This window comes from Herbiconiux sp. VKM Ac-1786 (assembly GCF_015350805.1).
GTDB lineage: Bacteria > Actinomycetota > Actinomycetes > Actinomycetales > Microbacteriaceae > Herbiconiux.
Genome location: NZ_JADKSG010000001.1, coordinates 2,180,280 through 2,197,352 on the forward strand (window position 1 = coordinate 2,180,280; position 17,073 = coordinate 2,197,352).

The 17,073-nt window shown below is 73.5% G+C and carries 17 protein-coding genes; 11 read left to right on the forward strand and 6 right to left on the reverse strand.

The window, feature by feature from the left end; translation table 11 throughout:
- The first annotated feature begins 7 nt into the window (after window positions 1-7).
- Complete coding sequence (locus ITJ64_RS10610) at window positions 8-523, forward strand: flavin reductase family protein (protein WP_370545133.1); 516 nt, start codon at window positions 8-10, stop codon at window positions 521-523.
- 62 nt (window positions 524-585) lie between these two features.
- Here the strand turns inward: ITJ64_RS10610 and ITJ64_RS10615 are convergent, their stop codons facing one another.
- From ITJ64_RS10615 to ITJ64_RS10625, 3 genes are all read right to left on the reverse strand, one after another.
- The gene (locus ITJ64_RS10615) at window positions 586-1,461 is read right to left on the reverse strand and encodes a hypothetical protein (protein WP_194680577.1); all 876 of its coding nucleotides are present in this window, start codon (window positions 1,459-1,461) and stop codon (window positions 586-588) included.
- A gap of 96 nt (window positions 1,462-1,557) precedes the next feature.
- Window positions 1,558-2,199, reverse strand: a complete 642-nt coding sequence (locus tag ITJ64_RS10620) for a response regulator transcription factor (protein WP_194680578.1) — start codon at window positions 2,197-2,199, stop codon at window positions 1,558-1,560.
- Window positions 2,196-3,629 carry a sensor histidine kinase gene (locus ITJ64_RS10625; RefSeq protein WP_194680579.1) on the reverse strand — a complete coding sequence of 478 codons (1,434 nt, stop codon included), beginning with the start codon at window positions 3,627-3,629 and terminating at the stop codon, window positions 2,196-2,198. The genes ITJ64_RS10620 and ITJ64_RS10625 overlap by 4 nt, the downstream gene beginning before the upstream one ends.
- A 130-nt stretch (window positions 3,630-3,759) precedes the next feature.
- Between ITJ64_RS10625 and ITJ64_RS10630 the strand changes: the two genes are divergently transcribed.
- The 7 genes from ITJ64_RS10630 (at window position 3,760) to ITJ64_RS10660 (ending at window position 11,080) form a co-directional block, all read left to right on the forward strand.
- Window positions 3,760-4,659, forward strand: coding sequence for an RNA polymerase sigma-70 factor (locus tag ITJ64_RS10630; RefSeq protein ID WP_194680580.1), 900 nt, complete (start codon window positions 3,760-3,762; stop codon window positions 4,657-4,659).
- Complete coding sequence (locus tag ITJ64_RS10635; protein WP_194680581.1) at window positions 4,649-4,996, forward strand: siderophore-interacting protein; 348 nt, start codon at window positions 4,649-4,651, stop codon at window positions 4,994-4,996. Before ITJ64_RS10630 ends, ITJ64_RS10635 begins: the two co-directional genes overlap by 11 nt.
- Before the next feature lie 104 nt (window positions 4,997-5,100).
- A complete protein-coding gene (locus ITJ64_RS10640; RefSeq protein ID WP_194680582.1) occupies window positions 5,101-5,850 on the forward strand; it encodes an SDR family oxidoreductase in 750 nt (249 codons plus the stop codon).
- 6 nt (window positions 5,851-5,856) lie between these two features.
- The gene (locus ITJ64_RS10645; RefSeq protein WP_194680583.1) at window positions 5,857-6,636 is read left to right on the forward strand and encodes an SDR family oxidoreductase; all 780 of its coding nucleotides are present in this window, start codon (window positions 5,857-5,859) and stop codon (window positions 6,634-6,636) included.
- 40 nt (window positions 6,637-6,676) lie between these two features.
- Window positions 6,677-7,243, forward strand: a complete 567-nt coding sequence (locus ITJ64_RS10650; RefSeq protein WP_194680584.1) for a TetR family transcriptional regulator — start codon at window positions 6,677-6,679, stop codon at window positions 7,241-7,243.
- A gap of 88 nt (window positions 7,244-7,331) precedes the next feature.
- Window positions 7,332-8,378: a zinc-binding dehydrogenase gene (locus ITJ64_RS10655; RefSeq protein ID WP_194680585.1), complete on the forward strand. Its 1,047-nt coding sequence runs from the start codon at window positions 7,332-7,334 to the stop codon at window positions 8,376-8,378.
- A 113-nt stretch (window positions 8,379-8,491) separates the two neighbouring features.
- Complete coding sequence (locus ITJ64_RS10660) at window positions 8,492-11,080, forward strand: X2-like carbohydrate binding domain-containing protein (protein WP_194680586.1); 2,589 nt, start codon at window positions 8,492-8,494, stop codon at window positions 11,078-11,080.
- 34 nt (window positions 11,081-11,114) lie between these two features.
- Here the strand turns inward: ITJ64_RS10660 and ITJ64_RS10665 are convergent, their stop codons facing one another.
- Window positions 11,115-12,056, reverse strand: a complete 942-nt coding sequence (locus ITJ64_RS10665; RefSeq protein ID WP_194680587.1) for a linear amide C-N hydrolase — start codon at window positions 12,054-12,056, stop codon at window positions 11,115-11,117.
- 42 nt (window positions 12,057-12,098) lie between these two features.
- Here ITJ64_RS10665 and ITJ64_RS10670 point away from each other — a divergent pair, with 42 nt between their 5' ends.
- Window positions 12,099-12,470, forward strand: a complete 372-nt coding sequence (locus ITJ64_RS10670; protein ID WP_194680588.1) for a hypothetical protein — start codon at window positions 12,099-12,101, stop codon at window positions 12,468-12,470.
- Here ITJ64_RS10670 and ITJ64_RS10675 read toward each other — a convergent pair.
- A complete protein-coding gene (locus ITJ64_RS10675; RefSeq protein ID WP_194680589.1) occupies window positions 12,448-14,022 on the reverse strand; it encodes a helix-turn-helix transcriptional regulator in 1,575 nt (524 codons plus the stop codon). The genes ITJ64_RS10670 and ITJ64_RS10675 overlap by 23 nt on opposite strands.
- A gap of 46 nt (window positions 14,023-14,068) precedes the next feature.
- Entirely contained in the window at window positions 14,069-14,545 is a 477-nt protein-coding gene (locus ITJ64_RS10680) for a VanZ family protein (protein ID WP_194680590.1), read from the reverse strand.
- 144 nt (window positions 14,546-14,689) lie between these two features.
- On the opposite strand from ITJ64_RS10680, the gene ITJ64_RS10685 reads away from it, so the two are divergent.
- Together ITJ64_RS10685 and ITJ64_RS10690 are read left to right on the forward strand one after the other, a co-directional pair.
- Entirely contained in the window at window positions 14,690-15,898 is a 1,209-nt protein-coding gene (locus ITJ64_RS10685) for a sensor histidine kinase (protein WP_194680591.1), read from the forward strand.
- The gene (locus tag ITJ64_RS10690; RefSeq protein WP_194680592.1) at window positions 15,895-17,067 is read left to right on the forward strand and encodes a hypothetical protein; all 1,173 of its coding nucleotides are present in this window, start codon (window positions 15,895-15,897) and stop codon (window positions 17,065-17,067) included. Before ITJ64_RS10685 ends, ITJ64_RS10690 begins: the two co-directional genes overlap by 4 nt.
- Window positions 17,068-17,073 lie beyond the last annotated feature (6 nt).

Here is a 17,073-nt window from a genome sequence, read left to right on the forward strand (position 1 = left end):
GGATCTCGTGCGAACCATCACCCTGGGCGACCGGCTCGACATCGAAACGGCATTCGCGGACTTCCCGTCGGGCGTCGCGGCGCTGACCGCGGTGGTCGACGGCGCCCCGACGGGCATGGTCTCGACCTCCTTCACCGTCGGCATCTCGTTCGAACCCCCGCAGGTGCTGTTCTCGGTGCAGAAGAGCTCGCGCACGTGGCCGGTGCTGCGGCGGGCCGAGCGCATCGGCGTCTCGGTGCTCGCCCGAGGCCACGAGGCGGCCTGCCTGCAGCTGGCCTCGCGGTCGCGCGACCGCTTCGCCGGGCTCGACGTGACCGAGGGCGAGGGCGGCGCCCTCTTCGTCGGCGGGTCGGCGCTGCGGCTCGAGTGCAGCATCCATGCCGAGCACGACAGCGGCGATCACGTCCTGGTCGTGCTCGACGTCGAGCGCCTCGACGCGACGGCCGACACGGAGCCCCTCGTCTACCACCGCCGCGGCTTCCGCGAGCTGCTCGTCGCCACGCCCCACCGCGACATCGCCTGAACGTCCGAGAGCCCCGACCGCGCGGGGAGCGCGACCGGGGCCGGGGGAGGGACGGACGGGCGTCAGCCGATCGGGGTGGGGTTCGTCGGGTCGGGCGGCACGGGCAGCGAGCCCTTGATCTGGTTCTGCGCCTGGCACTGGCTGGTGCAGTTGGTGGCGCCCTGCGAGAGCTCGACGGCGTCCTCGCCGAGCACTCCGCCGAGGCGGCCGCCCGAGGTGACGAGCCACTTGGTGACTGTGCCGCTCTGGAAGGTCTTCGTGGCGACCTGGGGGCTGTCCTTGCCGAGCAGCATCTGGTGGAAGCCGGTCGCGCTCTGGGCGGCGGTGACGGCGTCGACGCCGTTGCCGAAGTTGATCTTGCCCGTGTACTGGTTCACGAAGTAGAACAGGCCAGGGCCGAGGGTGTGCACGAGCTCGACCGGCTGGGCGAACTCGGGCTCCATCTGGAAGATGCCGCCCTGGGCGCCGTCCTTCGCCTGGATCTTGAACTTGCCGGCCGCGGCCGTGAAGATCACGACGAGGGTGTCGTCCTTCACCTCGAGCTGCTTGATCTTCACGGTGCCGATCTGGGTGGGCGTGAGGGTCGGCACCTTGGAGGCGAAGACGACGGTGGGCTGGGTGACCATTCGCAGAGCATCCGGAGCACCTGTCAGCGTGTAGTCGTAGACGCCGAGGGTCTTCGTGTCGATGCGGAAGGTGTTGTTCAGGCCGCGCACGGTGACGCTGCCGGATGCCGCCAGGTCCTGCAGCTTGACGTCCTTGCCGGGCGCCGGGTTGTAGGTGGTGCCGTTGACGGTGACGGCGTAGTCGCCGCCGCCCGCCGAGGGCTTGGCCGATGCCGGAGCGGCTGCGGCGAACGCGCCGGTGAGCGCGGCGGCGGCGATGGCGGTGGCGGCGAGGGCCGCCCGGGAGGCTCGGCGGATGCGGTGCGTGTTCATCGCTGGTCCTTCGGTCGTGAGCGAGAGGGGTGACGGCGGGTGCCGTCTGCCATCAGCCTCGGTGACGGCCGCGTCCCCGTCGATACGACGTAGGTACTAGTACCCGTTCTCGCGCGCCCAGAGCGCCGCGCTGACGCGGTCGCCGACGCCCAGGCGCCGGAAGATGCTTCCGACGTGCACCTTCACCGTGCGCTCGGCGATGCCCAGCTCGTGCGCGATCTGCTTGTTCGCGAGGCCCCTGGCGAGCAGGGTCAGCACGTCGGCCTCCCGGCCGCGGATGGGCTGCGGGTCGCCGGGGTCGCTCGAGCGTGCGGCTGCGACGCCGGCCCCGGGCAGCAGCGCGTGCGTCACGCGCGGGTCGATCGGCCGCCGGCCCTGCGCCGCGGCGTGCACGGCGGCGGCGATCTCGGCCGGCTCCGCATCCTTCACCACGTACCCGGTGGCGCCCGCGACGAGGGCGGCCCGCAGGTCGTCGCCCGTGTGCGACGACGTCAGAATCACGACGGCGAGTTCCGGATGCTCGCGCCGCACGATCCCCGTGGCCTCGATGCCGCCCGTGCCGGGCATCGACAGGTCCATCAGCAGCACGTCGGGGCGGGTGCGCTCGATCAGCGCGAGGGCGTCGCCGCCGTCGGAGGCTTCGCCCACCACCTCGATGCCGACCTCGGCCAGCAGGGCGGCGAGACCCGCGCGGACGAGCGGGTGGTCGTCGATCAGGGCGACGGTCACCGGGCTCATTCGGTGCCTCCGCGGGCCGCCGGCGCGCCGGGCAGCTCGAGGCGCCAGCTCGTGCCCGCGTCGGGCGCGGTGGCGACCGCGAGGCCGGCCCCGGCGCTCTGCACCGCATCCACCAGCAGCGGGACGCCCACATGGCCCGAGGCGGGCGAGCGGAGGAGCTGCGGGTCGAAGCCGCGCCCGTCGTCGTGGATCTCGACCACCACCGACTCCGCACGGGAGCGCCCCCGGGACGCGGACAGCTCGACCGTCACCTCGGTCACCCGCGCGTGCTTCACCACGTTCGCGAGCACCTCGCGGACGACCCGGAAGACCAGCCGCGCCTCGTCGGGGGCGAGCGGGCGGTGCGGGCCCTCGACGATCCGCACCTCGACGCCCCGCCCGCGCACGGCGGTTGCCAGGTCGTCCAGCGCCGGCCGGATGCCCGCGGCGGTGAGGCTCGGCGGGTAGAGGTCGACGAGCAGGGTGCGGAGGCCGCCGAGGTTGGCGTGCAGGGTCGCGGTGGCGTCGTCGAGCCGCCCGGCGAGGGCGGGGTCGCCGGCCGTGCGCGCCGAGGAGGCGGCCGAGCGGAGGGCCAGGATGCTCGCGGTGAGGTCCTGGATGGCGCCGTCGTGCAGGCGGCCGGCGATGCGCATCCGCTCGGTCGAGGAGGCGTCGACGGCCTGCAGCAGCATCGTCTCCCGCTCGGCCTGCGCCCGGCGCACCAGCACGAACAGGCGGCGGCCGACGGGCGCGAGCAGCACGATGAGGGCGATCACGCTGCCGGCGGAGAGCAGCGAGAAGGCGGTCCAGAGCTCGCTCGTGCGGGCGGAGACACGGTCGTAGGGGAAGTACGCCTCGAACAGCAGCTGCTCGCCGTCGGCGGCGGTGACCGAGTGGTAGGCCTCGAGCAGGGTGCCGCGGCCGCGTTCGAAGCGGTTCTCGGGCGCGCTCAGGTCGGAGACCTCCGAGTCGACGCCGCCGTCGGTGAGCACCTCGAGCTCCTCCTCGTCGAGGCCGAAGGTCTCGCCGATCAGGCGGGGCTCGTCGGAGTAGAGGATCGTGCCGTCGGCGTTCCAGATCTTCACCCGCACGACGTCGTCGCCGATCACCTGGGCGCGGATGAGCTCGTCGAACGCGAGGCGCTCGGTCTCGTCGCTGAGGAGGCCCGCGCCAAGTGCCGGCTCCACCACCACGTCGGCGAGCAGCTCGGCCGAGCGGGCGGCGTCGTTGATCGCCTCGTCCTCGGCGAGCCGCCGGGCGACGAGCACGCCGACCGCGACGACGACCAGCACCACGAGCGCCGCGGCCGCCACGAGCCGCACGACGAGCGCCCGCCGCGTCGTGCCGCCGCCGGGGCCCGTGCCGCCGCCCGTCCGCCCTCGCCCCGTCCGCCCTCCGGCGGCCGGCTCGGCGAGCGTCACCCACGGCGCCGCCGTCCGCTCCGCCCCCATCGTCCCAGTATGCGCGGGTGTCCCCGATATCGGCGCAGCCGCCTGACGCGATACCGTCACAGAACCGGGTGCTGCGCAGTCGTAGCTGGTGGGCGGTGTCTCGGTGACGCTGCCGCAGGGAGGATGCGCGATGCCCGAGACGACGAGCGACGATGCGTGGGGGCCCGCCCTCGAGGTGTTCGGCGCCACTCGCGGGCGGCTGTTCGGCATCGCCTACCGGATGCTCGGCAGCGCCTCCGAGGCCGAGGACATCGTGCAGGAGACGTGGCTGCGCTGGCAGGCGACCGATCGAGACTCGGTGCTGAACCCGGCCGCGTTCCTCGCCACGACGACCACCCGGCTCGCCATCACCGCGGCCACGAGCGCCCGGGCGCGGCACGAGTCCTACGTCGGACCGTGGCTGCCGGAGCCGGTCGACACGAGCGACGATCCGACGCTCGGGGCCGAGCGGGCGGAGGCCCTGAGCTTCGCGGTGCTGCTGCTGCTCGAGAAGCTGACGCCCACCGAGCGGGCGGCCTACGTGCTGCGCGAGGCGTTCGACTACTCCTACGGGCAGATCGCCGAGGTGGTGCAGCTGTCCGAGCCGGCCTGCCGTCAGCTGGTCAGCCGCGCGAAGAAGCATCTGCAGGCCGCCTCCGCCCGGGCGGTGTCGGGCCGGGAGCAGGAGCGGCTGCTGTCCGCGTTCGTCAGCGCCGCGCAGCGCGGTGACCTCGAGGCGCTCGAGCGGGTGCTCGCGGCCGACGTCGTCTCGTACTCCGACGGCGGTGGCGCGGTGCGGGCGTCGCGCATCCCGGTGCTCGGCAGGCTGCGGGTGGCGAAGTTCGTGCGCGCCTTCCACGAGCGGTTCTGGCAGGGCGTCTCGGTGTCGACGCGGCAGATGAACGGCCAGGCGACGGTGGTGCTCCGGCAGGGAGGGGCCGAGCATCCGTTCGCCCTGGTCACGGTGGTCGCCTCGACGGAGGGCATCGAGCAGGTGCTCTGGATGATGAACCCCGCGAAGCTCGCCGCGGCCGTGCCCGGTGACCGCTGAGCCGGAGTCGCTGCGGGAGCTGCGGCTCGCCCTGACGCTCGGCGACCGGATCGCGGTCGAGACCGTGCTCGACGACGCGGTCGTGCTCGTGGCGGATCGCGGTCGTGACTCGTCGCCGGTGCGCGGGCGCGCGGCGGTCGGCCGGGCGCTGCTCGCCGAGCTGGGAGGCCTCCCGGGCCGAGTCGTGCTCGGTGCGCACGACGTGAACGGCGAAACGGGCATCGTGGCACGCGCCGACGGGCGGGTCGTCGCCGTGCTGCTGGCCGAGCTGCGGAACGACGGGGTGGCCGCCGTCTGGCTCGTCACGAGCCCGGCGAAGCTCTCCCGCTGGTGGTGAGGGCGACGGATGCGCGGCAGCCCGTCACAGAACGGCCGGCCGTGCGGTCGTAGCTGTCAGACGGGCGGGGACTGGCCCCGGGCCGCAGAACGAAGGGCTTCACCATGAGCAGGATCGTCGTCATCGGAGGCACCGGCCTCATCGGCTCCCAGGTCATCGAGCGTCTCACCGCGCACGGCCACACCGCGATCGCCGCCTCGCCCCGGTCGGGCGTCGACACGCTCACGGGCGCCGGGCTGGCCGAGGTGCTCACCGGCGCCGACACCGTGCTCGACGTCTCGAACTCACCGTCGTTCGCCGACGACGACGTGATGCACTTCTTCACCACCGCGACGAGGAACATCGTCGAGGCGGCCCGGGCTGCGGGCGTCGGGCACTACGTGGCCCTCTCGGTGGTCGGCGCCGAGCGGATGCCCGACAGCGGATACCAGCGGGCGAAGGTCGCGCAGGAGGCGCTCATCACAGGCAGCGGGCTGCCCTACTCGATCGTGCACGCGACCCAGTTCTTCGAGTTCGTGCGCAGCATCGCCGACACGGCGACCGTGGGCGACGAGGTGCGGCTGCCGTCGGCGCTGATCCAGCCGCTCGCCGCGGAGGACGTCGCGACGGCCGTCGCCCGCGTGACGGCCGGGGCGCCGCTGAACGGCACGATCGAGATCGCGGGGCCCGAGGAGCTGGGGCTCGACGAGCTCGTGCGGCGGGGGCTGGTGGCGGCGGGTGACCCGCGCACGGTCGTGAGCGACCCCGAGGCGCCGTACTTCGGCCAGCGGCTCGGCGAGCGGATGCTGCTGCCGGGCGAGGGCGCCACCCTGTTCGAGACGACGTTCGCCGAGTGGCTCGCGGCGCGGAAGTAGCGCGACATGACCATCGTCGTCATCGGAGGCACCGGCCTCATCGGCACCCGCGTGGTCGCGCTCCTCGAGGCGGCCGGCCACGCGGTCGTCGCCGCGTCGAGGGAGACCGGCGTCAACTCGTTCACCGGCGACGGCCTCGCCGCAGCCCTCGACGGCGCCGAGGTGCTGATCGACGTCTCCAACTCCAGCTACACCGACGAGGCGGGTGCGGCCGAGTTCTTCGAGACCTCGACGCTCAACCTCCTCACCTTCGGGGCGGCGGCCGGGGTGGGGCACCACGTCGCCCTCTCGGTCGTCGGCATCGACCGGCTCGCCACGACGCAGCGGGGCTACTTCCGGGCGAAGGCCGTGCAGGAGATGCTGCTGCGCGACTCGGGCCGCCCCTACTCGATCGTGCACGCGACGCAGTTCTTCGAGTTCCTGCGCTCGATCGCCGATGCGGCCGGCACCGTGCCGGCGGGCCGCGGCCGGCGTCGGTACGAGGTGCGGGTGGCGGATGCACTCGTGCAGCCGATGGCGGCCGACGACGTCGCCCGGGCCGTCGTCTCGGTGTCGCTCGGGCGGCCGCTCGGGGCGATCGACGAGTTCGCCGGCCCCGAGCGGGCGCCGCTCGGCGACTTCGTGCGGAGAGCGCTCGCCGCGGCCGATGATCCGCGGGAGGTCGCGGCCGACCCGCTCGCCCGCTACTTCGGTGACCTGCTCGAGCCCGGGGAGCTCCTTCCCGGGCCCGCCGCGACGCTCGCGCCGACCCGCTTCGCGGACTGGTTGGGCGCCGATCGGGACTGAACCCTTGACAGGAGCGCCTTGTTAGTGTTCAGTCAGTCACATGAGTGAGACGAGATCGAGGGGGGCGGGCATCCGCTCGACCGCCGAGGATCAGCGGGTGCGCATCGTCGCCCGCGCCGTCGACGTGTTCGCCGTGTCGGGCTACAAGGCGACCCCGGTCGCCGAGGTCGCCGCGGCGGCGAAGGTGTCGCCGGCGTACGTGTTCCGGCTGTTCGAGGGCAAGCTCGGGCTGTTCGTGGCCGCCGTCGACGACTGCTACGCGCAGGTCGCCGCGGCGCTGGTCGCGGCGGGCGGCGAGGAGGGGACTCCGGCCGCGCGTCTCGAGCTGATGACGCAGGCCTACATCGAGCTCATCCGCGACCGCAGCCTGATCGCCCTGCAGGTGCACGCGCAGAGCGCCTGCGACGTGCCCGAGATCCAGGACGCGGTGCGCCGCGGCCTCGCCACCGTCGTGCGCGCGGTCGCCGGCGCCTCGGGGGCCGGCGACGACTCGGTGCAGCGCTTCATCGCCTACGGGCAGCTCTGCCACCTCGTGGTGCAGGCGGGCCTCGCCGAGGTCGACACGGCGTGGGCGCGGGTCGTCGACCACGGCATCCGGCACGACTGACCGGGTGACCGCCGCGTCCGCCACAAGAACCATCAGCTTTACCCGCAATTGTGACTGTCCAGTCACACACAACCAGGAAGAAGACATCATGACCACCGAACAGATCACCCGCATCGTCCTCCCCGGCCTCGTCGAGCCCTCGGGCCTCGAGGTCACCACTGTCCCGCAGCCCACGCCCGGCCCGGGGCAGCTGCTCGTCGAGGTCGAGGCCACCGGCATCAGCTTCGCCGAGCAGTCCATGCGCAAGGGCCGCTACTTCGGCCAGCCCGCCTTCCCCTTCACGCCGGGCTACGACCTCGTCGGCACCGTCGTCGAGGTCGGCGCGGGCGGCGACGAGCGGATGCTCGGCCGCCGCGTCGCGAGCATGACCAAGACCGGCGCGTGGGCGACCCGCGCGGTCGTCGAGGCGCGTGACACGGTACCCGTTCCGGCCGCCGTCTCCGCGGAGGACGCCGAGACCGTCGTGGTCAACGGCGTGACGGCCTGGCAGATGCTGAACCGCTCGGCGCGGGTGCGCCGGGGTGGCACGGTGCTGCTGTTCGGGGCGAACGGCGGGGTCGGGGGCATCCTGAGCCAGCTGGCGCTGCACCAGGGCATCAGGGTGATCGGGGCCGCGTCGCCGCGGCACCACGAGGCGCTGCGGGCGGCGGGGGTCGAGCCGGTCGACTACGCCGACCCCGAACTCGAGGCGCGCGTGCGCGAGCTGGCGCCCGGGGGAGTGGACGCCGTGTTCGACAACGTCGGCGGCGAGACGGCACGGATGTCCTTCCGGCTGCTCGCGCGGGGAGGTGCGCTGGTGTCGTACGCGATCGTGGGGGTGCTCGACGACGCCGCCCTGCGCGGATCGCTCGGGCTCTGGAAGGCGTTCCTGGCGGCGATCGGGCAGGCGGTGCTCTGGAGTGCCCTGCCGAACGGGAAGCGCGCGACGTTCTACGACCTGTGGGCCGGTCACCGGCTGCGCCCGGCCCGCTTCCGCCGGCACCTGGAGGCCGATCTGGGGCGGATCTTCGCGCTCGTCGAGCAGGGCGTGCTGACCGCCAACATCGCGGCGCGCTTCCCGCTCACCGAGGCGGCGGCGGCGCTCGCGCTGGCCGAGTCGCGCACGCTGAACGGCAAGGTGATCCTCCTGCCGTGAGCCGGGCGGGTCTTGTGCACCGCGGTGATCCGTGTTTTATTAACGGTGTCAAATAATTACGGACATCGCGGTCCGCCGGGCGTTCCCGTGCCGTCGGTCGCGGAGAGGAACGCATGAGATCGCAGTCCCGGCTCACCCGATCGGCGGTCGCCACGGCGGCGCTCGCCGTCGCGGGTGCCCTCGCCCTGGGCGGCACCACCGCCGCCTCGGCCACCCCGACGCCCGCCCCGACCCCGACCCCCGCCGCGACGGCCGCCCCGACGGCCACACCCACGGTGACCCCCACGGCCACCCCGACCCCCGCCCCCACCGAGCAGCCGAGCGGCGCGAAGCCCCCGCAGACCGCCCCCGCCCCGGCGCCCGCCCTCCCCGAGGGCGACCTCGCCGCCAAGCCGTACCTCGGCTGGAGCAGCTACAGCATGCAGGTCTACTCCGACGACGGCCAGTGGATCACCGCCGACCAGATCATCGCCCAGTCCGACGCGATGCACGAGAAGCTGCAGCCCTTCGGCTACGACCACATCAACGTCGACGCCGGCTGGAACGGCGGCGTCGACGACCACGGCCGCCCCGTGCCGAGCACGAGCCTCTACCCCGACGGCCTGCAGAGCGTCATCGACCACGTGCACGGCAACGGCCAGAAGTTCGGCCTCTACTTCATCCCCGGCATCTCGGCCGAGGTCTCCGACGCCGCCTACCCGATCGCCGGGGCGCCCGGATGCACGACCGCCGACGTGGTGAAGCAACCCCTGCAGCAGGCCGACTACTGGGGAATCGGCAACCGCATCGACTTCTCCAACCCCTGCTCGCAGGCCTACATCGACTCGATCGCCGAGCAGCTGAAGACGTGGGGCGTCGACTTCGTCAAGTTCGACAGCGTCACCCCCGGCTCGGGCATCAGCGACCTCTCGGTCGACGCCCGCGACGACGTCGATGCCTGGTCGAAGGCCTTGCACGAGCGCGGCATCTGGTTCGAGCTCTCCTGGGCGCTCGACATCCAGTACGCCGACCTCTGGAAGGAGAAGGCCGACGGCTGGCGGGTCGACTGGGACGTGGAGTGCTACTGCGCCCACGAGGCCCTGGTCAGCTGGGACACCATCAGCCGTCTCTTCCCGCGGATGGCCGACTGGTGGCGCCACGGCGGCCCCGGCGGCTGGAACGACCTCGACTCGCTGAACGTCGGCAACGGCGCGATGGACGGCCTGACCAAGGACGAGCGCCGCACCGCCGCCACCCTCTGGGCGATCTCGGCCGCGCCGATGTACGTCGGCAACGACCTCACCCAGCTCGACGACTACGGTCTCGACCTGCTGACGAACCGCGACGTGCTCGCGGTGCAGCAGAACGGCGTGCCGGCCCAGCCGGTGTCGATGTCGACGAACAAGCAGGTCTGGTACGCCCTGAACGCCGACGGCACCTACACCGTCGCCCTGTTCAACCTCGGCCGCACCGACTCCGACGTCACCGTCGACTTCGCCGACATCGGGCTGACCGGCGGCGGCGAGGTGCGCGACCTCTGGGCGGGCAAGAAGCTCGGCTCGTTCGACACCTCGTTCACCGGCTCGGCGATCCCGATCCACGGCGTGCAGCTGCTGAAGGTCACCCCGGCGAAGAACGCGGGCGTCACCGTCAACGACGACGCCCTCCGCGTCTCGTACGACGTTCCCGACGGCACGGCCGCCGACGGCGAATGGATGCGCAACGGCGGCCGCGAGGTCGCCCCCGTCTCCCAGCCCTTCACCGTCTCGGTCATCGACTCGTCCACGGGCGAGGGCGAACCGGCCGTGCCCTCCGACGGACGCTCGGTGACGCTCAACGACGACGCCCAGGGCATCGTCTACAGCGGAACCTGGAGCCGCAGCTCGGGTCGCGGCCTCGGTGACCACGGCGACGACGTGCACTACACCGAGGCGAACGGCGACGCGTTCCAGTACACCTTCCAGGGAACCGGCATCTCGTTCGTCAGTGAGACGCACGAGTCGCAGGGCGAGGCCGAGGTCTACCTCGACGGCCAGCTGGTGCAGACCGTCGACGCCCACCTCGACCCGAGCGAGGGCCGCGGGATCCAGCAGGTGCTGTACAGCGCATCCGATCTGCCGAACGGCAGCCACACCCTGCGGGTCGTGAAGAAGTCGGGCTCGTACCTGCTGCTCGACAAGCTCGACGTGGCCGTCGAGAGCCTGCTCGGCCAGAGCACGGCCACGTTCGACAAGGCGGCGGCGACGGATGCGACGGTCGAGCTCCTGCGCGACCCCGGTGAGCTGGCGGGCATCTCGCACGCCGGCACCGCGCTCGAGGAGGGCACCGACTACACCGTCGAGGGCAGCACGGTCACGATCTCCGCGGCCTACCTCGGGACGCTGCCGATCGGCGCCGCGCCGCTCGACTTCGCCTTCCGCGGGGACCTGCACGGCGACGTGCACGCGAGCACCGTCGACGGGGCCTTCGCCACCTTCGGCTTCACCGGCACCGGGGTCTCCTGGGTCGGACCGCTCGCACCCGACCAGGGGAAGGTCGACGTCTACGTCGACGGTGCGTACGTGAAGACGGTCGACACCCACGCCGAGGTGCGCCGCACCGGGCAGACGCTGTTCGAGTCGGCCGGCCTGAAGAACGGCGACCACACGGTCGCCGTGGTCAAGGCGTCCGGCACGGTCATCCGCGTCGACGCCTTCGCCTACACGGTGAAGAAGGTGAAGTAGAGGGAGCGACGCGCACCTCGCCCGGCGTCGCCGCTCAGTAGAGCAGCGGCGCCGGTGCGAGGTTCGCGGTCTGGTCGCCGACGAGCGCGAGGTCGCGCGGGTCGAGTTTCGCGACCTCGGTGCGGCCCGTGAGCTCGTCGAGCTCGACCCAGAAGATGTTGGGGCTGCGGGTGGAGCCGAAGTAGTAGACCCGGTTCGTCAGGTCGGCGCCGGAGCGCCACCAGGTCGGGTAGACGTCGCCCGTCGTGTACGGGGCGCCGTAGGGCACCGACACGTTCGAGATCAGCTGGAAGACGCCGGCGACGGCCTCCTCGGCGCTCTCGGGCTCGGGCAGGTAGTGCAGGAAGTAGGCCGAGCGCACGAAGCGGTCGGTCGAGCTGATGTCGCCGGGCGGCGGCAGCTCACCGCCGAAGGGGCGGTAGCGGGCGAGGTTCTCGAGCTGCCGGTCGAGCGTGGGGGAGTTGGCCATCACCGTGTACTCCGGCCCGTGGTGCACCACGAGCTCGCCGCCGACGGGCTCGATCACGGCCGAGTCGCCCGTGGCGTCCTCGATCGCGATGTGCACGCCGAGCTGGATGCCGCGGAAGGTGGGCGAGGTGATGCGGATGCGGCCGATGTCGGCCACCGCCTCGGCCACCGTGGCGTAGTTGTCGAGCAGGTACTGCACCCACAGCGCGTTCGCGACGGAGGGCCGCCCGTCGGGCTCGGGGAAGGCGACGTCGTCGGGGTTCAGGTAGAGCGCGTGGGCGCCGAGGCCCTTCTCGTTCAAGCCGTCGACCGTGCCCATGCCCCACATGCTCACGGCGACGCTGGAGTACCGCGACGTCCAACGGTGGCTCTCGTGGTCGCCGTTGCCGCTGCGCTCGGTGCCGCGCGGCACGAACCAGAGCTCGGGCTCGTCGCTGACGGCCCAGTCCATGCAGCGGCTGACGGTCTTCGCGACGTCGTTCGTGTTCCAGAGGATGCGCGTGCACATAGGCGTGAGCGTAGCGCCTCCCCGGGCCGCTACCCTCGGGACATGACCGAACCCGAACTGCCGCCCGCCGTGAAGGCGTGGCAGCTGCCCGGGCAGTGGCTGCGCGAGGAGAAGTTCTGGCGCGACATCGGCACCCGCGTGCTCGCGGGCGTGATCACGGCCGCGATCGTCTACCTCGGCGCCCTGGTGCTCGGCTACCTGCACACGCCCGAGCTCGGGGCCGGCCTCGCCCTGCTGCTCGGCCTCGCGGTGGCGGCGGTGCTGCTGCTCGTGGCGGTCGTGCTCGCGAGCCGGCTGCCCGCGCGGCGCCGCTCGGGCGGCGCGATCGCGCTGAGACTCGCCGTGTCGGTGCTGCTGGCGCTCGCCGCCCTCGCCGTGGCGGCGGCGGTCGTCACCGACGCCCTGCGCCCCTGACCCAGGGCTGGGCCGCGCGTTCCAGGTCGCGCCGGTTCCGCACCCCCACCTTGCGGTAGATGCTGCGCAGCTGGGTCTTGACCGTGTTGGGCGAGACGAACAGCGTCTCCGCGATCGCCGCCGTGCCCTGCCCCTCCAGGAGCGCCGCGAGCACCGCCTTCTCGCGGGGCGTCAGCGCCGCGAAGGGATCGGGATCGGCGTCACGGGCGGCGGCGAGGAGACGGTCGGCCAGGGCATCCGGAACCGCCCCGGCCGGCGAGGCCGCGAGAAGCGCGGCCAGCTCGCCCCGGGGCAGCACGAGCAGCGACCGCAGCAGGCCGTGGGTGCGCGCGAGGTCGAGTGCCGGCGCGAACGTCGCGGCGGAGGTCGACGGGGCGGTGGCGGCATCGTTCCGCTGGGCGCCGGCGGCGAGGGCGAACGCCGAGACCAGCACGCGCGGCTCGGCCGTGGCGGCGGCGATCAGCGGAGCGATGCGCCGGCCGGACGCCGCGAAGTCGCCGGCCTCGGCCGCCGCGCTCGCCTCGATCACGAGCGCGATCCGCCCGATCGGGGAGCGGTCGTCGGCGCCGATCGCGCTGAGAGCCGCACGGGCCTCGGCGCGGTTGCCGAGCGCCGAGAACAGCAGCGCGCGGGCGAGCGCCACGAACCCCGCGGAGCCGGTGGCGCTCCGCACCGCCTCGGGCTGTCCGGCGGCGGTGGCGTCGATCTGGCTGAGCACGGCGAGGGCCGAGCCGGCGTCGCGGGCGAGCAGGGCGGCGAGCAGCTTCTGGGCGGGCCAGCGCTCGGTCACGCCCGCGAGGTCGGCGGCGGCGAGGGTGCGGGCCGCCTCGTCGAAGCGCAACTCGTCGATCAGGAGCAGGGTCTGCGCGAACACGGCCGAGATCGAGGCGCGGGTCTGCCACCACTCGCCGTCGGCGTCGGGGAGGGCGGCGAGCCGGTTGCGGGCCTGCACGTTGCGACCGGCGAGCGCGTGCAGCCAGGCGAGGCTGCCCGCGGCCCTGGCCTGCATGATGACGTGGTCGATCAGCACAGCGTGGTCGAAGCACTCGGTGTACTCGCGGGTGGCGGCGTCGAGGTCGCCGGCGTACTCCCACACCATCGCCCACTGGAACTCCAGCTCGGGCAGCGCCTGCACGAGCTGCTCGCGGGCCTCGGGGGTGGCCTCGTCGACGGCCGCGCGAGCCTCGCGCACGGCGGCGACGGCGTCGGCGAGCCGCCCGTTGGCACGCCCGGCTGCGGCGCGGCCGGTCAGCTGCGCGAGCAGGTCGAGCAGCGTGCGCGGCGGGGGCGAGGCCGCCGTGCCGCGGAACCGGGTGGACTTCGGGGCGTCGTTCTCGACGAAGCGGTTGACGTACTCGACGGCGTGCGCCCAGCGCGGACTGGCCGCCAGCACCTCGGGCGGCAGCGCGGTGACGGTGCGGCGCAGCAGCTGCGGCTCGTTCGCCAGCAGGGTCGACCAGCGGGTGTCGAGCGCGGCGACCACACCGACCCAGTCCTCGGCCGCCACGAGCCGGTCGAGGTCGTGCTCGAGGTCGTCGTGGTAGTCCGTCACTGCTGTTCCCCTGTCCGCGACAACCCTAGCGAAGCCGGGGGACGGGTCAGAGCTGCAGGGTGCCCGGGGCCCAGGCGTCGCGGGGCGGGGGCGGCGGGAGCGCCACGGCCCGGCGGCGCAGGCGCTGCTCGCGGCGGCGGCGCCAGCGCGCGAGCAGGGCGCCGGCCACGAGAGCGCCGGCCAGGCCGCCGAGGGTGTTGGCGATCACGTCGTCGACCGTCGCGAACCGCGCGGGCAGGAAGACGAACTGCGTCAGCTCGATCGCGACCGAGCCGGCGAAGCAGAACAGCACGGCGAGACCCCAGATGCGGCGTCCGAGCAGCAGCCCGAGCAGCAGCCCGAGGGGGACGAAGAGCGCGATGTTCGACAGGAACTCGACCTGGGGGTAGCCGAGGAACTCCAGCAGGTGACGGTCGTGCAGGCCCTTCAGGATGCGCGCGAGCATCCCTCTCGCCTTCTCGTCGACGGGCGAGGGCCACATCACGACGACCAGCACGGCCGCGGCGTACAGGAGCAGCAGCACGGCCGCGATCGGCCGCGCTCTCGACGGCCTGGATGCGGACGGGCGGGCTCTGGTCGGACTGGTCAGGACGCCTCCCCGGTAGCGAGTGACCATCGTATCCGGCGGCGGCTGGGCGAGCTGTGGGATCATGCTCTCGGGGGGACGATGACCGCATTCGAACGGCCCGCCGCGGGCGCGGTCTCGGCGGCCACGCTGGCGTTCGGCGTCAGCGCGCTCGGCGTCGCGGTGGTGCTCGTGCTGCTGCGCGCCGTCTACCTCCCGGCCGACTCGGTCTGGCCCGCGCTCGGCTTCCTCGTGCCGATCGCGTTGCTGATGCTCGTCGCCCGGCGCCGACTCGGCTGGTGGGCGACCGTGCTGCACCTGGTGGTGGCCGCCGTCTGCATCGGCGGCTACTCGGCGGTCATCCTGACCGAGTCGGGGGAGGCGGTGGCGGAGTCGCCGTTCATCCTCGCGCTGCCGCAGCTCGCGGTGATCTACACCGTGGCGCCCGCCGTGATGGGCGCCGGCAACCTCGTCGCCATCGCGGCGGCCTATCTGCTCGGCCAGGGCGCGGTGCTGGCGGCGGCCGCGGCGAGCGGGCGCTTCCCCGACTTCGACGGCTTCACCGCGGTGCTGACCGCCGTCGTGCTCGCCGTGGGCGTGGCCGACCTGATCACCCGCCGCGGGGCCGACCGCGACGCCCGCTCGGTGGAGCGCGCCCGCCGCGAGGCCGACGCGCTGGCCTACCAGCGCGAGGTGGAGGCGCAGGTGATCGCGCTGTTCCACGACACGGTGCTCGGCGAGCTCACCCTGCTCTCGCACCTGACCCCCGGGCCGCTCCCGCCGGGGCTGGCCGACGCCCTGCGCCGCGACCTCGCCCTGATCGAGACCGGACGGCTCTGGCCCGAGGAGCACCCCTCCGCCGCCGGCCGGGCCGTCGAGGACGTGCCGCTGCCCGCCGCCGTGGCGCGTGCCGTCGCGGGCGGTCAGGAGCGCGGGCTGAGGATCGACCTGGCGGGCGACCTCGCCTCGCTGCAGCGGCTCGCCCCCGCCGTCGCTGAGGCCGTGGGGCTCGCCCTCGAGCAGGTGCTCGTCAACGTGCACCGGCACGCCGGCACCGAGACGGTCGAGGTCGTCGTCGACGGCGCCGCCCGCGAGGTGGTGCTGATGGTCAGCGATGCCGGCGTCGGCTTCGCGCCCGACGAGGTGGGCGCCGACCGCCTCGGCGTGCAGCACTCCATCCTCGGCCGCATCGAGGCGGCGGGCGGCCGGGCCCAGCTGTTCACCGCTCCGGGCAGCGGCACCGCCTACCTGTTCAGCCTGCCCCCGGCCCCCGAGAACGTCTGGCCCGAACCCGAGCGGGCGAGCGGATGATCGGCTTCCTGTCCTGGCGGATCGCCCCCCGCCGCGCCGCCCCCATCGTGGCCGGTGCACTGCATCCGCTGCTCGCCGTCACCGCGATCGCGCTCGTGGCGGTGGCCGTGGTGCGCACGGTGACCGATGCGGAGCGGATCGGGCATCCGGTGCTCGCCGTCGGTGCGATCGTGGCCGTGGTCGTGACGGGTCTGTCGCTCGTGGTGTCGACCGACCCGGTGCGGCCGCCGACCGGCACCGTCGCCTTCGCCCTGACGGTGGCGGCGGCGCTCGCCGCCGACGTGCTGTCGTCCGCGGCCGCGTGGGGGGCGTCGAACGTGCTGTGGGACGACTGGGGGCCCGTGGTGGTGGGCGTCGTCATCCTCTCGTTCAGCATGTTCCGGCCCGGGCGCGAGCTCGCGGCGGCGACCGTGCTGGCGCTCGCGGTCGTGGGCACGATCAGCGCGGTGGAAGCCGGCGACCTCCCCGAGACCGTGTCGCCGCTCACCTCGGCCGTGATCGCCTGCACGCCGGTGCTGCTGCTCGGCGTGGCGTCGTCGGTGTTCTCGTACCGGATGAGCCTCACGCTGGCGCGCCAGCAGGAGCTGGCCGCGCGGGCGCAGCGGGGCCTCGCGCGGCGGGTGCGCATCCGGCTGCGCGAGCTGATGCGCGACTCGGGCCGCGCCGAGCTCTCGGCCGAGGTGGTGCCGTTCTTCGAGGAGGTGCTGGCCCGCGGCGAGCTCGCCCCCGGCGACCCGGCGCGGGCGCGGCGGCTCTCGGCGGTGCTGCGCTCCGAGATCCTGGCCGGGTTCGGACTGCCCTGGCTCGAGCGGCTGAAGCGGGCGCGGCCCGGGCGGCTCGTGGTGCACGATCCCGCGGCGGTGGCCGAGAGCATGCCGGTGGAGCAGAAGGTGGCGCTGCGGGCGCTGCTCACGGCGCTGCTCGCGCATCCGGAGACCGAGGCCTCGGCGCTGCACGTGCGGGTGACCGAGGTGGGGGAGCATCGCAGCGTGTTCGTGCGGGCGCCGTGGACCGCGGGGGAGCAGACCGCCCGGCGGGCCCTCGGCGGCTTCGTCGCCGTGATGGGCACCGCGTTCGGCCGCTCGCAGGTCACGATCGGCGAGGGGGAGCTGCGGCTGCTGTTCGCTCAGAACCCGCGCGTCACCGACGCCGGGCCGTGGCATGACTGAGGTGGG

What these genes read in the sequence shown, in the direction of transcription:
- ITJ64_RS10615 (WP_194680577.1), bottom strand. Translation starts at nt 1,461, where the DNA reads ATGAACACGCACCGCATCCGCCGAGCCTCCCGGGCGGCCCTCGCCGCC.
- ITJ64_RS10620 (WP_194680578.1), bottom strand. Translation starts at nt 2,199, where the DNA reads ATGAGCCCGGTGACCGTCGCCCTGATCGACGACCACCCGCTCGTCCGC.
- ITJ64_RS10625 (WP_194680579.1), bottom strand. Translation starts at nt 3,629, where the DNA reads ATGGGGGCGGAGCGGACGGCGGCGCCGTGGGTGACGCTCGCCGAGCCG.
- ITJ64_RS10630 (WP_194680580.1), top strand. Translation starts at nt 3,760, where the DNA reads ATGCCCGAGACGACGAGCGACGATGCGTGGGGGCCCGCCCTCGAGGTG.
- ITJ64_RS10640 (WP_194680582.1), top strand. Translation starts at nt 5,101, where the DNA reads ATGAGCAGGATCGTCGTCATCGGAGGCACCGGCCTCATCGGCTCCCAG.
- ITJ64_RS10645 (WP_194680583.1), top strand. Translation starts at nt 5,857, where the DNA reads ATGACCATCGTCGTCATCGGAGGCACCGGCCTCATCGGCACCCGCGTG.
- ITJ64_RS10650 (WP_194680584.1), top strand. Translation starts at nt 6,677, where the DNA reads ATGAGTGAGACGAGATCGAGGGGGGCGGGCATCCGCTCGACCGCCGAG.
- ITJ64_RS10655 (WP_194680585.1), top strand. Translation starts at nt 7,332, where the DNA reads ATGACCACCGAACAGATCACCCGCATCGTCCTCCCCGGCCTCGTCGAG.
- ITJ64_RS10660 (WP_194680586.1), top strand. Translation starts at nt 8,492, where the DNA reads ATGAGATCGCAGTCCCGGCTCACCCGATCGGCGGTCGCCACGGCGGCG.
- ITJ64_RS10665 (WP_194680587.1), bottom strand. Translation starts at nt 12,056, where the DNA reads ATGTGCACGCGCATCCTCTGGAACACGAACGACGTCGCGAAGACCGTC.
- ITJ64_RS10670 (WP_194680588.1), top strand. Translation starts at nt 12,099, where the DNA reads ATGACCGAACCCGAACTGCCGCCCGCCGTGAAGGCGTGGCAGCTGCCC.
- ITJ64_RS10685 (WP_194680591.1), top strand. Translation starts at nt 14,690, where the DNA reads ATGACCGCATTCGAACGGCCCGCCGCGGGCGCGGTCTCGGCGGCCACG.
- ITJ64_RS10690 (WP_194680592.1), top strand. Translation starts at nt 15,895, where the DNA reads ATGATCGGCTTCCTGTCCTGGCGGATCGCCCCCCGCCGCGCCGCCCCC.